Origin of the sequence: Peptostreptococcus russellii, from assembly GCF_900110295.1 — a bacterium.
In the GTDB taxonomy this organism is placed as follows: domain Bacteria; phylum Bacillota; class Clostridia; order Peptostreptococcales; family Peptostreptococcaceae; genus Peptostreptococcus; species Peptostreptococcus russellii_A.
The window spans coordinates 164,140-179,639 of record NZ_FODF01000001.1 but is presented as its reverse complement, the minus strand read 5'-3'; the positions used below and the strand labels follow the sequence as shown (position 1 = coordinate 179,639).

Annotated in this window: 8 protein-coding genes; 1 reads left to right on the top strand and 7 read right to left on the bottom strand. The window is 30.4% G+C overall.

Going from position 1 to position 15,500, the window contains the following annotated elements; translation table 11 throughout:
• Positions 1 to 28: 28 nt before the first annotated feature.
• Entirely contained in the window at positions 29 to 2,275 is a 2,247-nt protein-coding gene (locus BMY82_RS00755; RefSeq protein ID WP_091973298.1) for a type IA DNA topoisomerase, read from the bottom strand.
• A 323-nt stretch (positions 2,276 to 2,598) separates the two neighbouring features.
• Here BMY82_RS00755 and BMY82_RS00750 point away from each other — a divergent pair, with 323 nt between their 5' ends.
• Complete coding sequence (locus BMY82_RS00750; RefSeq protein ID WP_091973293.1) at positions 2,599 to 7,323, top strand: leucine-rich repeat protein; 4,725 nt, start codon at positions 2,599 to 2,601, stop codon at positions 7,321 to 7,323.
• A 71-nt stretch (positions 7,324 to 7,394) separates the two neighbouring features.
• Here the strand turns inward: BMY82_RS00750 and BMY82_RS00745 are convergent, their stop codons facing one another.
• The 6 genes from BMY82_RS00745 to BMY82_RS00720 all read right to left on the bottom strand — a co-directional run bounded on the left by BMY82_RS00745 (position 7,395) and on the right by BMY82_RS00720 (position 15,461).
• On the bottom strand, positions 7,395 to 8,516 hold the full coding sequence (locus BMY82_RS00745; RefSeq protein WP_091973290.1) for an FAD-dependent oxidoreductase: 1,122 nt from the start codon (positions 8,514 to 8,516) through the stop codon (positions 7,395 to 7,397).
• Positions 8,517 to 8,709: 193 nt separating this feature from the next.
• Positions 8,710 to 10,143 carry an amidophosphoribosyltransferase gene (gene purF / locus BMY82_RS00740; protein ID WP_091973286.1) on the bottom strand — a complete coding sequence of 478 codons (1,434 nt, stop codon included), beginning with the start codon at positions 10,141 to 10,143 and terminating at the stop codon, positions 8,710 to 8,712.
• 8 nt (positions 10,144 to 10,151) lie between these two features.
• Entirely contained in the window at positions 10,152 to 10,856 is a 705-nt protein-coding gene (purC, locus tag BMY82_RS00735) for a phosphoribosylaminoimidazolesuccinocarboxamide synthase (RefSeq protein WP_091973282.1), read from the bottom strand.
• A gap of 458 nt (positions 10,857 to 11,314) precedes the next feature.
• Positions 11,315 to 12,961 carry a glutamate--tRNA ligase gene (gltX, locus tag BMY82_RS00730; RefSeq protein WP_091973278.1) on the bottom strand — a complete coding sequence of 549 codons (1,647 nt, stop codon included), beginning with the start codon at positions 12,959 to 12,961 and terminating at the stop codon, positions 11,315 to 11,317.
• A gap of 319 nt (positions 12,962 to 13,280) precedes the next feature.
• The gene (locus BMY82_RS00725) at positions 13,281 to 13,796 is read right to left on the bottom strand and encodes a MarR family winged helix-turn-helix transcriptional regulator (protein ID WP_091973275.1); all 516 of its coding nucleotides are present in this window, start codon (positions 13,794 to 13,796) and stop codon (positions 13,281 to 13,283) included.
• A 195-nt stretch (positions 13,797 to 13,991) separates the two neighbouring features.
• Positions 13,992 to 15,461: an SH3 domain-containing protein gene (locus tag BMY82_RS00720; RefSeq protein ID WP_091973272.1), complete on the bottom strand. Its 1,470-nt coding sequence runs from the start codon at positions 15,459 to 15,461 to the stop codon at positions 13,992 to 13,994.
• Positions 15,462 to 15,500: the final 39 nt, after the last annotated feature.

Sequence of the window (15,500 nt, the reverse complement as noted above, 5' to 3'; positions counted from 1 at the left end):
TTTTCAGAAATATTATATCATAGTTTATTTAGTCGGTCAAAATACGAAGACTTAGCCTTTTTCCCTCATCTATAACATAGGTAAATTTAGCATCAAACTTATTCCCTCTTGAATCTGTTAAAGCATTTAATTTTCCTATTTTTTTGCTAGATAAAGCCCTAATAAAAGTTTTGTTAGGTTTTTTCTTCATAGAAGCCAAGAATTTATCATTCTTCCATACGGTAAATCCACATTCTTTGTAGTTTTCACAAGCAAATGCCTTCTTAGACTCCAATATATTTTTACCACATTCAGGACATCTTGCTATTATTTCAAGTCCCGTTTTTTCATCTATATTTTTTTTACTCTTACTACTTTTATTATTTTCTGTTTCTTTTTTTATACCACTTGATGCAGTAGATATTTTGTTTGAATATTTACTCTTCATCTTCATAGCACTTTCCTTCACAAATTTCTTTGTTTTTGGATTGTATACTATTTTTTCTGTATTGATGGCTGCATCAGGTCCCATCTTAATATTGTTTACATTTTCATATACAAACTTGCAAATCATATTTAAATATTCTTTTCTATTAAATGTTCCCTTTTGTATATCTAAAAGATTTTTTTCTAGTTTACCCGTAAAATCAACATCAAAAAGTGTCTTTACAGGAAAAATCTCAACAAGATTAATACCCAAATCTGTAATATAATAACTCTTTCCCTTTTTATTAACATAGCCTACCTGTCTAATTTTTTTCAATACATCTGCCCTAGTAGCAGAAGTTCCTATCGAATAACCAGAAAGAACTGTCGTATCATCTTCTGGAACATTTTTACCACAATTTTTCATTGCCTTTAGAAGAGTATCTTCTGTATATGACTTAGGTGGGGAAGTAGTTTTTTCAACAGGTTTAATTTCAATAATATCTACTTCCTCTCCTTTTTCAACTTTAGGTAAGAGATTGCTCTTGCTTTCCTTATTTTCAAGTGCAAGATATCCTTTTTTTACAAGAACCTTCCCTTTTGAAATAAATTCATTGCCTGCTGCATCTGTTTTTATCTCTGTATTTTCATACTCTGCTGGAGGCATAAAATTAGAAAGAAATCTATCTCTAATTGCTTCGTATACTATTTTTTCATCCCCTGATAAAGAATTCGGAACTATATATGTAGGTATAATTGCACTATGACTTTCTACCTTAGATGAGTCAAATACTCTCTTGCTTTTAGAGAACTTTATTTCTTCAGAACATGGATGACCATTTTTAAGTATATTAAGTGTTTTCTCAACTTTACCTGCTAAACTATCTTCCAAATACATTGAATCCGTTCTTGGATATGTAATAAAACCACCTTTCCCCTTACCTTCATACAAACTTTGACAGACACTTAAAACCTTATCTGAAGTAAATGAAGCGTACTTAGAAGTTATATATCCCTGCAGTGATGTAAGTGAGAAAAGTTTTGGAGAAAACTCCTTTGATTTTGTTACTTTTTTAGATTTTATAATAGCCTTTTTAGAATTAATACTTTCTACTAAGGCTCTTGCATCTTCAATTGTATCAAATCTATTCTCCTTGCCTTTTTGATACTTACCTATATATTCTCCATTTTTTGACATAAACTTTCCCTCTACTTCATAGTAGATTTTGGGAACAAAATTCTTTATTTCCATATCTCTATCATAAACTAATTTTACAGTTGGAAGAATAACTCTTCCTATATTAAGCATTTTCCCATTTCCATACTTTAATGTAGCAATGCATGTAAAATTAATTCCTATAAGCCAGTCTGTAAGAAGTCTAGTATACCCTGCTGCCTGCATATTGCGCATTTCTTCATTTGACTTCAGGGAAGACATCCCTCTTGTAATATCTTCTGGAGTCCACTCATTCACAAGTATACGTTTAACAGGCTTTTTATTTTTAGCCATCATAAGAATAAGGAAAGATATAAGTTCTCCCTCTCTATCATTATCCGTAGCATTTACAATATACTCAATATCATTTCTCTTAATAAGACTTTTTACTATATTAAATTGTTTCTTTTTACTTTTATCTACTTTAAATCTAAACCTATCTGCTGGTATAAATGGATAATTTTCCATCTTCCAAGATCCAGAATACTTTTCTTTGTCATAGTCTTTCATATCATATAGCGATATAAGATGACCTATTGCATAAGTAACTATGTAACCATTGCCTTCAAAGTAACCATCTTTCCTAGCTTTTGCATCTAAAAAAGAGGCTATAGTTTTAGCTACAGAAGGTTTCTCTGCTAAAATCAAAATCATTGCTTTACCTCTCTTTACTGTACCTAGTCTAATTTTACACTAAACTTTATTATAACCTATTTTTAGATATATAGTCAATTTTATCATTTTATTTATAGCAGAGTAAAATGTCAAATTATATAGATAAGATTATTATTTTTTTAATATTAAATAATCATTATATAGAATATCTCTATTTTATAGTGTTATGTCATTTAATTATTCTATATATAAGTATATTTATATGTAAATACACCTATTATATTTTAGATATACTATAATATTTATGAAGATCATATATATTTTCTAACTTTTTCAAAAAATTTATTATTAGGGGGATTAAAATGAAAAAAATTACAACAACGTTGCTGTCATTATTGTTAACAATTTCAATGATGCCAGTCGGTTCATTTGCTGCTGAAGAAAATCTTTCACAAATAACAGATGAACTTGTTTCAGAACAAGCTGAAACATCTGAAGATAGTTTTGAATTCGATAAAGGAATAAAAACTATCAAAAAATACAAAGGTACTGACAAAGATGTAGTCATACCTGAAAAAATTGACGGTGTAGCTGTTGAAAAAATAGGTAGACAGGCATTTTCTAAAAGCCAAATTGACTCTGTAACCTTCAACAAAGAATTGAAAGAAATTGGTGATGGGGCTTTTGGACTTTCTACTGTAAAAACAGTAGCTCTTAACGAAGGTCTAGAAAAAATTGGTGATGGGGCTTTTTCTAACTGCTCCAACCTGGAAAATATAAATTTTCCAAATTCTTTAGTATCCATAGGAAAATATGCTTTTTTAAATTGCACTAAAATCTCACGAGAAATAATTTTAGGGGAAAATCTTGAAAAAGTCCTTACCTCTGCTTTCAAAGGTTGCAATAATATGAAGATTACTATAGCTAACAAGGGTATTCCTATTGCTATCTACGAAAATAATTTGTATGATATTAACCTTCCTATTTCCCTACCTAATACAAGAGATGTTTTTCTTTCTTCAGGTGCTTTTAAGGGAAGTAATCAAGATAATTATTCAGTAGATTTAGGAACTATTGATGTTAAAGAAAGTATCAATAAAGAAGAGTTGAAAAAAGAACTTGAAAAAATTCCTTTCAAAATAGGTTCCACTACAAACGACTTTTCTACTTTACCATATACACTTGTATGGGAACTTGATGATTTTAATTTATCCAAATCTAATACCATTTCAGGACATTTTGAAGGATGCGATACTTGCGGACTGGATAGAATAAAAATAAATATAAAATTAAATCCAGTATCTACAAATAAAGAAACCGATGCTTCAAACTTTATTTTTAATAAAGATACAAAAACTATTACTAAGTATAATGGTACTGATAAAGACGTAGTTATTCCTGAAAAAATCGATGGTGTAACTGTTGAAAAAATAGGTAAACAGGCATTTTCTAAAAGCAAAATTGACTCTGTAACCTTCAACAAAGAATTAGAAGAAGTTGATAACCTTGCTTTCGTAGCTTCTACTGTAAAAACAATAGTTGCCAATGAAGGACTTAAAAAAATCGGGTTCAATTCTTTTACTAATTGTAAAAGTCTAACTGAATTCAACTTCCCAGATTCACTTCTTTCAATAGATAGAGACGCTTTTAAAAACTGTTCTAACCTCGAAGGAACATTGAATATTGGAGAAAAGTTTGAACTTCTTGGTTCTTCAGCACTTAAGTATTCTCCAAAAGTTAAGCTAAATATTTCTAAAGCAGGTGCTCCAGTTAAAATCATGGAGGGAAATATAAATTCAGTCAATTCCCCTCTTCATGTTCCAACTAGCAGAGAAGTTTTCATAACTAAGACATCTTTTTTAATTGAAAATAGTGTAGTTGATCTTGGTATTTTAAAGGTAGATAAAAATATTTCTAAAAAAGATTTAGAAGAAAAGCTAAAGAAGATACCATTCTCTTATGGAACAACAACATACAAAGACGGAAATACTATCGTTGATTCTAAGGAAAAACCTCAGTGGAACTTGGATAGATTTGATATTAATGAATCCAATGAGCTGGAAACAAATATAAACCCTTCTGATCCAAATAGTACTACAGTTAAAATCAAGATTGCTGCAAAATCTGATACTGAATCATCAGTATGGGCTTCTGAAGATTTCACATACGGAGACATTCCTTCTACAATATTAGATTCTCCTACTTACTTTGCTATAACAGGTCTTTCTAAGAAGGGTCATGAAAAAATCAAGACTGAAAAACATCTTGTAATACCTTATGAAGTTAAAATCAAAGAAAATGATAAAACTGTTATTAAGAAAATAAGGGGTATAGGAAAAGAGTCATTCAACAATCTCGGAATTGAAAAACTTACTCTACCTGAAATGAAAGATGGATACAGTAAATTTATCATTGATTCAAGTGCTTTTGCAGATAATAAACTTACAGAGCTTCATATTCCAGATGGTGTATTTGCCATTGATACTTTTGCTTTCGCAAACAATGATATAACAAAGCTTTATATTCCTGCATCTGTTTTAAAAATAGGAAGTGAAGCCTTTAAAAACAATAAAATTTCTGAACTTGAAATTAGCGATGATGTTTCCAAAATTCAAATTGATAACTACAGTTTTATGAATAACAAGCTTGAGGAAGTTCATATTCCTTATAGTGTGTTTAAGATTAAACACTATGTATTTAAGGATAATCCTGGAAAAGATGGAAAGGGACAAGTATATTTATATACAAGAAATCCTAAGCATCTTACTTCTGACACATATATGTACTCAAGTGAATACCAGAAGTTTATCCTTGTATCTAGTAATATAAATAGAGAGCCTTTATTCTCTACTATAAGATCTGTTTTAAACTTGATTCCTGAAGAATACAAAGAAAAATCATGGAATAAAATGAATGAAGTTCTTAATAAAGCAAAAAAAGTATTTAAAAATGAAGCTTCTAATCAAAAAGAAATAGACAATGCAAATAAGAAACTTAATGATGCTATTAAGAATCTTTCGCCTGCTAATGTTATAAAAACAAGTCTTGAAAATGAGATTAAGGATATCAGAGATTATAATGAAAAACTTTATACTGCAGAAAGCTGGAGCAAATTTAAGACTGCTCTTGCTGAGGCTCAAAAGATATTTGAAAATGACGATGCTGAACAGACTGATGTAGATAATGCTCTTTCTGAACTTAAAAATTCAATAAAAAGTCTTGAAATAAAAGAAGAAATGAAATGGACTAAAGATGACTTCACATACGAAGGCTCTAAAATTACAGGATATTCTAAATTAGGCGCTGAAAAGTATAAGGTTAATAAATTCCTTATAATACCAGACACTACTCCTGATGGAAAACCTGTTACTGCTATAGGAAAAGAAGCCTTTATGACTACAGAAGGTGTTGTTTACAGAACAGATGACGTATCTTCTCCACTTGGACTTAAAACTGTAAAAATACCAGATAAAGTAGAAGTTATTGAGGATAGTGCCTTTAGGCAAAATAATTTAAGCCACGTTGATCTTCCTTCGTCTCTAACAACTATAGGAGACTCAGCTTTCAACGCAAACCAACTTAAGGATCTTAAAATTCCAGATTCAGTAACAAAGATGGGTTCAGGATGTTTCTCTCTTAACCTTATAGAAAATATAAAGTTCTCTAGAGGAATGGACGAAATACCTGATGGTATTCTTTCAAGAAATATATATCTTAAGAATATTGAAATACCTGATACTGTAAAGAGAATAGGAAAATCTGCATTCGTTGGCGCTCCTCTTACAGAACTTCATATTCCATCTAGTGTTGAAACTATTGAATATAAAGCATTTTCAGGACAAAGATGTAAAGAGATTAAAATCCCTGGAAGTGTAAAAAAGATTGGAAAACTCGCATTTGAAGAAAATGTAAAGTTCAGACATACTAAAAAACTTATACTTGAAGAAGGCATAGAAGAAATAGAATATGGAGCTTTTAAAAGTTGTCTTTTAGAAGCGGTTAAATTACCTAATTCATTAATTAAACTTGACGAAGCGGCATTTAAAGATAATATGGATACTGAAAAAAATATTGTAACTGTAAAGCTTATATCTCGTAATCCTGAACATGCTAAGTTATTTGAAAGCAACGAAATGCAAAAGATTTTTATAGAAACGCCTTCTCATAGCTCATCAGGCAATTCAAATTCAGTAAATAGTAAAGATAAAACTATTTCTCGTGTTGAAGGTAAAACGAGAATTCATACAGCTACTGAAATTTCTAAAAAATATTTTAAAAATGCAGATAAAGTGATTCTAGTTTCATCAACACAACTAGCGGATTCACTTATTTCTCCTGTTCATGCAAAGAGATTGGATTCTCCTATTCTACTTTCAGGTAAAGATTTTCTGGATAAATCCGTTCTCGATGAGTTAAAGAGACTAAATACAAGTTCTGTAGATATAGTTGGTGGAGAAAATTCTATAGGAGAAAACGTTGTTAAGGAACTTGAAAATAATGGAATAAAGGTAAATAGAATTGCAGGTGAAGATAGATATAAAACTTCTATAAAACTTGCCGAACAGATGTACAAAGACTCAAAATATGATGAAGTCTTTGTCGTTGATGGAACAAATATTGCAGATGGGCTTTCTGTTGCAAACTTTTCAACTAAAGTAAATGCACCTGTAATACTTACAAGTCCAGAAAAAATAGATAAATCTGCCATTGATTTTATGAATACTAAAAGTATCAAAAAAGTTCATATAATAGGTGGAACAAACTCAGTAAGCAGGAATGTAGAAAATTCATTAAACAAATTCAAAACAAACAGAATTGCTGGAGAGAATAGATATGAAACTTCAAGAATGATAGCTAACTTAGCATATCCCAATGCAAAATCTATACATATTGCTAATGGTGTAACAGGTATTGATGCTCTTGTATCAGGTGCCATTATTCCAAAAACTAATATGCCTCTAATTCTTGTGAATGAAAATGATATTTCAACATCCAAATTATTGCAAAATTCTAGTATAAAAAATATAAATATCATTGGTGGAAACGATTCAATTAGTAAAAATTTTATAAACTCAGTAATTAAGTAATTTTTAAAACTAATATATAAAAATATATAAAAAATCCCCTTTCTTTTTAAAGTTAGGGGATTTTTATTAAATTATATTTTCATGTATTCTCTATCTATATAGTCTTTTATCTTCCAAGGAATTTTCCCTTTAAAAGAATATCTTTTTCCATAATTTAAAATTGCATTTCTAGAACCGCAATTAAGTAACTGTAAGTACTTTTTTTGTGGAGTATATTCCACTCTTTCATTTATACCATCCAACATATTTCTAAGATTTTTATATAAAATAGGTGCTTGTCTAATAGCAAATACCCCAGCTTTTGGAGTTTTTGGGTATTTTTTTAGAAAAACCATATCCCCCATAGCTATACTATTTTCATCTGCACATAAATCATTTTCTACCTTTAAAAAGTTTTCATCTGTTACTTCATAACCTTCAAATTCAATTGGAGTCCCTGTAACACCATTTGAAACAATTAAATAATCATATTGATACTTATCCCTACTAGTAAGGATTTCTTTGCTAGAAACCGATTTTATAGGCTCATATGTATGCAGTAGTACTTTCTTTTGCACAAGTTCTTTTTTAGCCTTTTTTCTTGTATTTTTATTAAATCTATGCAAAATATCACTATTTGAAAACACTTCTATTTCAAAGTTAGGATATCTTTCTCTAAAAGCATATGATAATTCAATTCCAGATGCACCACCACCTACAATAATCATTTTCTTCTTTTTTGTTTTTTCCTTATCTATATCTCTATCAATTTTCTTCATAAATTCGACCACGCTAAAAATTGGCTTTACATAACTTGCACTATTTGCTATTTGATAGGTATTTTTGGCATATGATCCAAGATTCATAGATATAAAATCAAATTTATACATTCTCTTGTTCTCACCTTCTAAAATATCGCTTAGTTTTTCATTATTTAAAGGAATTGTTGTTACAGACTTTTCCTCTGCACTTATTTTCACTATTTTTTCATTTATATATTTAACGCCTGCTTTTTTACATAGATCTTCAACGTCGAAAGATATCTCATCTTCTGTATAGATCCCCTCTATAAATCCAGGAAGCATTCCTGAATAGTATTGCCTTTTATAGTCAGTTATTAAAATTATTTCATAATCATTCAAAGGATTTTTTATAAGCTCTTTTAAAATATTTATATGGCCATGTCCTCCGCCAGCAAGTATTAACTTTTTCATAGTCTACCTCCTACTTATCTATATCCATATATTATCATATAATATGTATATAATAAATTTTTTTAAAAATATATATCTAGCTATAGTTTTTTTGACTTAACTATACAATTACTATATTTTTTTCTATAATAAAAAACCACCTAATAACTTAATAATTAGGTGGTTTAAAATATATTTTATTTTTATTTGTAATTTAAACTAACTTTGAGGAACAACAACCGCTCTTTGATGGGTCTGAAGGAATTCCTCCCTTGTATTTGCCTGTAAAGCATGCGTCACAAAATTCTAATCCTGGACATAGCTCTGGCAAATCTTTTTCATCAAGATATCCTAGTGAATCTGCATCAATACTTTCTCTTATTTCTTCAATTGTATGATTTACAGCAACTAAATTATCTCTACTTGGTACATCTGTTCCATAATAACAAGGATGTCTAAAAGGTGGAGAACTCACTCTAACATGAACCTCTAAAGCACCTGCTTCTTTAAGCATCTTTACTATATTTCTTATAGTTGTACCCCTTACTATAGAGTCGTCTACCATTACTACTCTCTTACCTTTTACTACTTCTGTAATAACATTAAGCTTAACCTTTACCCCTGCTGTTCTCTCATTTTGCTTAGGTTTTATAAATGTTCTTCCCACATAACTGTTCTTATAAAATGCCATACCATATGGTATTCCTGATTTTTGAGAATAGCCTACTGCCGCTGCAAGACCTGATTCAGGTACTCCTACTACAAGATCTGCATCTACTGGATAGTTTTCAGCTAAAAGTTCCCCTGCTCTTACTCTTGAAGAATAAACGCTTTGACCATCAATACAGCTGTCTGTTCTTGCAAAATAAATATATTCAAATATACATCTAGCCTTTTCTTTTGATTCTGCAAAATAGTCTGATTCTATTTTTCCATCCTTTATAGTAACAATTTCTCCAGGCTCTACATCTCTTATAAATTCAGCTCCTATTGTGTCTAAAGCTGCTGATTCAGAACTTAGGAAATAAGTATTATCTTTTTTACCAATACATAGTGGTCTAAATCCAAATCTATCTCTAGCACCTATAAGCTTAGCTGGACTAGAAACTACTAATGAAAATGCCCCCTGAAGCTTCTGAGTTGCGCTCTTTACAGCATCTTCTATACATAAAGTATGTAATCTTTCTCTAGCTATAAGATAAGCTATTACCTCAGAATCTGTAGTTGTCTGAAATATCGCTCCTGTCATAGCAAGCTCATTCTTAAGTTCTGCACCATTTGTTAAATTACCATTATGTGCCATTGAAAGAATACCCTTTATATAATGTATAACAAAAGGTTGAGCACATTCTATACCAAGACCACCTGCTGTAGAGTATCTAACATGTCCAACTCCTAAATTCCCCTTTAAAGAATTTAGTGTCTTTTTATCAAATACTTCGTTAACAAGACCTTGTCCCTTATGAAAAGTTACATTTCTACAATCTTCAGCTGTCTTAGTTACAGATATACCAGCATTTTCCTGCCCTCTGTGTTGTAATGCAAATAAACCATAGTATATATATGATGCTATATCTTCGCCGTCAAAATCATATGCACCAAATACTCCGCACTCTTCTTTTAAACCAGTCATTATATCGTCTCTCATATGCTCTCCTAAAATCCTAGACGGTTTCTTACTTCAAGATATGCACCCTCTACATCGCCCATATCTCTTCTGAATCTGTCCTTATCAAGCTTTGTATTTGTTTCCTTATCCCAAAGACGGCAAGTATCTGGAGATATTTCATCAGCTAATATTATGTCCCCATGGAATCTACCAAACTCCAACTTAAAATCTATTAATTTTATATTATTTTCTAAAAAATATGCTTTTAGTAATTCATTTACCTTTAAAGCCATTGATTTTATCTTATCTATTTCGTCCTGAGTTGCTAGTTTTAGAGCGATCGCAAATGAATCATTAATTAGTGGATCTCCTAAATCATCATTCTTATAAGAAAACTCTACTGTAGGCTGTTCGAATACTACACCTTCTTCAACACCTAATCTCTTAGAAAAACTTCCTGCTGCAACGTTTCTTACTATTACTTCTAGTGGAACTATTTCTACAGCCTTCACTACAGTTTCTCTGTCATTTAAAGTCTTTACGTAGTGAGTTTCTATTCCATTTTCAGCTAGGTACTGGAATAACTGATTAGACATAAGATTGTTTATAACGCCCTTACCCATTATTGTACCCTTCTTAAGACCGTTAAATGCAGTTGCATCATCTTTATATGATACTATTAAATAGTCCTTGTCATCTGTTTTAAATACCTTCTTTGCTTTTCCTTCATATAATTGCTCTAATTTTTCCATGATATCAGCTCCCTATATAATAATATTCTAAAAATAAAAAATTCGTATGTTTTTTACCTTACATCTCTATTTTATTCGTATTTGTAAAATATTGCAATAGTAAATTCGTATTTTTTTTTATTTTTTTTATAAATACCCCTTAAAAAAGCCTTTTTATCGAATTATACAACCTATTTTGCCTATTTATTGTTCGTATTTTGTTTTTGTTTATTGAATTTTATTGTTCATTTGTAAAGTTTTTGTACGTATTTTCTAATATATGGATATTATTTAATGATTATAAAATTAAAAAATGCAAACTTCTTACATAATTTTTTAAAAGTTATTTTAAAAGTATCTACAATGTAAAAATAGATCGATAGTTAACTCTATAATATAATAAATATAAAAAAGAAGAGCCAAAAATATGAACTCTTCTTTTCTACATATTTATTTATGTCATTTTTTCTATTTATAAATTATAATGTTTCAAGAAACTTTCTAATTCTTGCCTTAACTCTTTCTTCACCCATTATTTGCTGTATGCTCCATAAGTCAGGTGACTGAGTTCTACCAACTACTGCTAGTCTAACTGCTGTTGATACGTCTGTAACATTTCCCTTGAAGGCTTCTGGATTCTTTTTAAACTCTTTATTGTTTGATGTAAATCCATTTTTATCTGTTATTTCTTTTATCTTTTCAAACCACTCTTCATTTGTATCTTCCTGATTATACATTTTAAGATACTCTGTAACTATATTTTTAGCATCTTCTTTAGAAACTCTTTCTGGAAGTGAATCTCTGTGTTCGAAACCTTCATCAAAATAATATCCTATAAAATCCATTATCTGAGTGCAATTCATAAGATCCTTTCTAGGTTTCTTCCCACCCCTTCCTATTGAAAGAAGCTTTATTAAATCGTCATGATACTTTGTAAGCTTTTCATGAGCATCCTTATTAAACTTAGATGACCAGTCAAGCATAAAGTCCATTATTTTTTCTACAGACATCTTTACTAGAACATCCTTTGATATATCATTTAGCTTATTTAAATCAAATAAAGCCCCTGAAGAACTCATATTCTTTGTCTTAAAGTTGAAATCAGTATATGCTGCATCTGGATTTTTCATTCTCCATTCTTCATAATTTGAATTCATTAAAGTCATAAGATATTCAGTTACAGCTTCTGGGAAATAACCATCTCTCATATAGTATTCTAAAGAAAGTTCTGGATCTTTTCTCTTTGAAAGCTTTCTCTTCTTTCCACTATCTTCTATCTTCATAAGATGAGCAGTATGATTGTAGTTAGGTCTCTTCCATCCCATTACATAGAATAGTTCTAAATGTATTGGTAAAGTAGAAAGCCATTCTTCACCTCTTACAACATCTGTTATTCTCATAAAATGATCATCAACAACGTGAGCAAAATGATATGTAGGTATTCCATTGTTCTTTAAAATTACAACATCAAGATTATTCTGTCTAACAGTTATCTCACCACGTATACCATCTTTAAACTTCATTGCTACTTCGGGATCTCCACTTGACTTAAGTCTCAATGTCCATGGTTCATTAGCATCAATCTTTTCTTTTATCTGTTCTAAAGTAAGATTTCTGTCTGTAGCCCACTTTCCGTAATATCCAGTGTTCACACCTTCTTTTTCTTGCTGCTCTCTAAGTTTTGCCATTTCTTCCTCAGTTATGAAAGAAGGATATGCAAATCCTTTTTCTGTAAGATATTTTGCAGCTGTCTGATATATTTCTTTTCTGTCACTCTGTCTATAAGGACCGTAAATTCCTTTTTCGCCGTCAAGAGTAACACCTTCATCAAACTCTATACCAAAGAACTTCAGTGAGTTTATAATAAGCTCCTCTGATCCTTCTACCTTTCTCTTGTGGTCTGTATCTTCTATTCTAAGAAGCATTGGTCCACCACTTAAATGTGCCATTCTTTCATCTACAAGAGCACCATATAAGTTTCCTAAATGTATAAATCCAGTTGGACTTGGTCCCAATCTAGTAACCTTTGCCTTTTTTTCCAGCTCTCTTTTTGGATATAGTTCTTCATAATATTCTATTGTTTTATCAATATCTGGGAATAATAACTCAGCTAATTCTTTACTCATAATTTCTTGGGTTACCCCTACCTCCTATTCAAATAATATTTCTATACATCCCATAATTATACCATACAATAATAACTTTATAAAGATTTTTAACTATCATAAAGTTTTATTTATTGGTTAAAACAGCAATAAAAGATATATCTTAAATTATTTTGTTAATTTACCCCTTTATTTTTATTAATCTAATCTTTATTTTTAAATATTACTTTATTAAAAGTAATATACATCCGTTGAAGATGATTTAAAAGCATTCTAATATATAGTTATCTTTGCATATAAAAAGGAGAATACTCTGTATTCTCCTTAGTCTCTAAAACTATTAATCCTCTAAATATTCTTTTAAAAAAAATTCATTAATATTTCTAAGTGATTTTATAAGAACCTTATCTTCATGAAGATTAAGATCCAAAATCACCCTGTCTACCATTTCATCATGAAAGTTTTTATGAATCTTATAGGCTAACTCACCTTTCCTTGTCAAAGACGCTAAAACTACTCTTCTGTCAGTAGGGTCTTTAGTTCTTTTTGCATAACCTTTTTTCTCTAGTTTTGTCATAGTTGAAGTCAGTGTACCCATTGTAATGTGAAGTTGCTCAGCTACCTCAGACATCATCTTTCCATCGCCTATTCCTATTGCGTCAATGGCATGAATTTCACTCATTGTAAGATTAGATATTCCCCTCATTCTTACAGCTTTTTCTTCAATCATCATTATATTATTGAACAACTCTACAACTATTTCATTAATTACTTCTCTAGATTCATTAAAATTTGCATCACTAAATTGTTCTTCTTTCTCAACACTATTATCTTTATTAATTTCTAAATCTTCCACTTACTTCACCTCTTATTGATTTTTTAACAAAAAAGCACTTACATAGAATTATAATGATTAAAATAACACTTGTCAAATAACTTATTTTTTTATTTTTTAAGTCATATAAAAAAATAGCTAGCTACTAATTTGATAGCTAACTATTTCCTTTATTTTATATTAATATAAAGAATTTATTATCTACTTTCTTTAAATTTATCTATATTTTGGAACTAAGTAACTAATAGATCCAGTTTTGTCTGAAAATCTAGCTATACTGTTCATCTTAGCTCCTATTTTACTAGGCCAAGTTATATCACTTGCATACTGATGCCATATATAATCCTTCGACCATTTCATACCATATAAAGTATTTTGTTTAAACTGACTGTTGTGTATATACTTATCAGAAATCCACTTTGCAGCCCCGTCTATTCCAGATGCAACGCTTGTCCATCCATTCTTGTATGCAGTTGCTGCACCACCGGCAAGAGCATTCCCATCTACTGCGCCAATTCCGAAGAAATTGTAAACAGTCTTTCCATTATACTTAACACCATTTGCAAGCTTTGAAGTACCATTTCCTGTTTCAATCATTGAATGAGCAACAAGATATAGAACGTTTATATTGTTCTTCTTAGCTGCATTAATAAACGCTGCTCCTTGATTGTAAAATACATTTCCTGGCTTGCAGACTGTACTTAGATAGCTATTAAGTTGTGCTGGAGTTATATCATCTGTATATCTATCTACTAATGCAAACTGCATCATTCCATCCTCATCAGTGAAATTATTAGGGTCCATATATTTCATCAACTCATTCTTTTGAACCTTACTCCATCCAGAAAGCGAACTAACATTTAGTGACATAGAAAGCTGCATATCAGCAAAATCTGATAAACTTATTCCCATATCCTTGTATTCAACAGTTCCCTTTATAGAAGTCTTATCATCGTTATTAGTGTCTTCTATTTCTATATCGCTATCTGTATTGCTATCATCTACATCATCCACACCATCTTCAAGATAGTATGATGAAACATAACCTACTTTTCCGTTATAATCTACCTTTGTCCATCCAGAGTTTTCTGAAAGAAACTTTACCTTATCACCCTTTTTAAGTGATACTACTTTTTCACTTGTAACATTTGCTTCTTTTCTAACATTAAGTGTGTTTGACTTTACAATCTTTACAGATGAAGTCGATGCGTTTCCAGCTGCTAAAAACTTTGTAGAAACATAACCTTCTTGTCCGTTAAAGTTTACTTTTGACCAACCTACACTTTCCTGTAATACAGTTACCTTATCTCCTCTTTTTAGAACAGTTAATATTTTACTATTTGTACTTGGTGAAGTCCTTAAATTAAGAGCATCATTGTCTACATACATAACAGTTGACTTTGATGACTTCTTAATATTACTTGTCTTTTCTTCTTCCTTTGAAACAGCCGCACTTTGTACCCATCCCGACTTATTTCCTGACTTGATATTTACCCATCCATCTTTCTCAGATAGGATCTGTACCTTCTCTCCCTTTTTTAGAACGAATTTTACTCCATCATTCATACTTGGGTTTACTCTTATATTAACAAATTCATAATTTATTATTCCAAAACTATCTGCAGAAGCAACTCCACCTAAAACAGGAAGTATCGCTAACGCCGATAATGCTAATTTCGTTTTCAAATCTATCCCTCCTCATGCAAATTTAATAAACTTATTATA

Coding starts and splice junctions, on each gene's coding strand:
- purC (WP_091973282.1), bottom strand. CDS start 10,856: ATGGAAAAATTAGAGCAATTATATGAAGGAAAAGCAAAGAAGGTATTT.
- BMY82_RS00755 (WP_091973298.1), bottom strand. CDS start 2,275: ATGATTTTGATTTTAGCAGAGAAACCTTCTGTAGCTAAAACTATAGCC.
- BMY82_RS00745 (WP_091973290.1), bottom strand. CDS start 8,516: ATGAAAAAGTTAATACTTGCTGGCGGAGGACATGGCCATATAAATATT.
- BMY82_RS00750 (WP_091973293.1), top strand. CDS start 2,599: ATGAAAAAAATTACAACAACGTTGCTGTCATTATTGTTAACAATTTCA.
- gltX (WP_091973278.1), bottom strand. CDS start 12,961: ATGAGTAAAGAATTAGCTGAGTTATTATTCCCAGATATTGATAAAACA.
- purF (WP_091973286.1), bottom strand. CDS start 10,143: ATGAGAGACGATATAATGACTGGTTTAAAAGAAGAGTGCGGAGTATTT.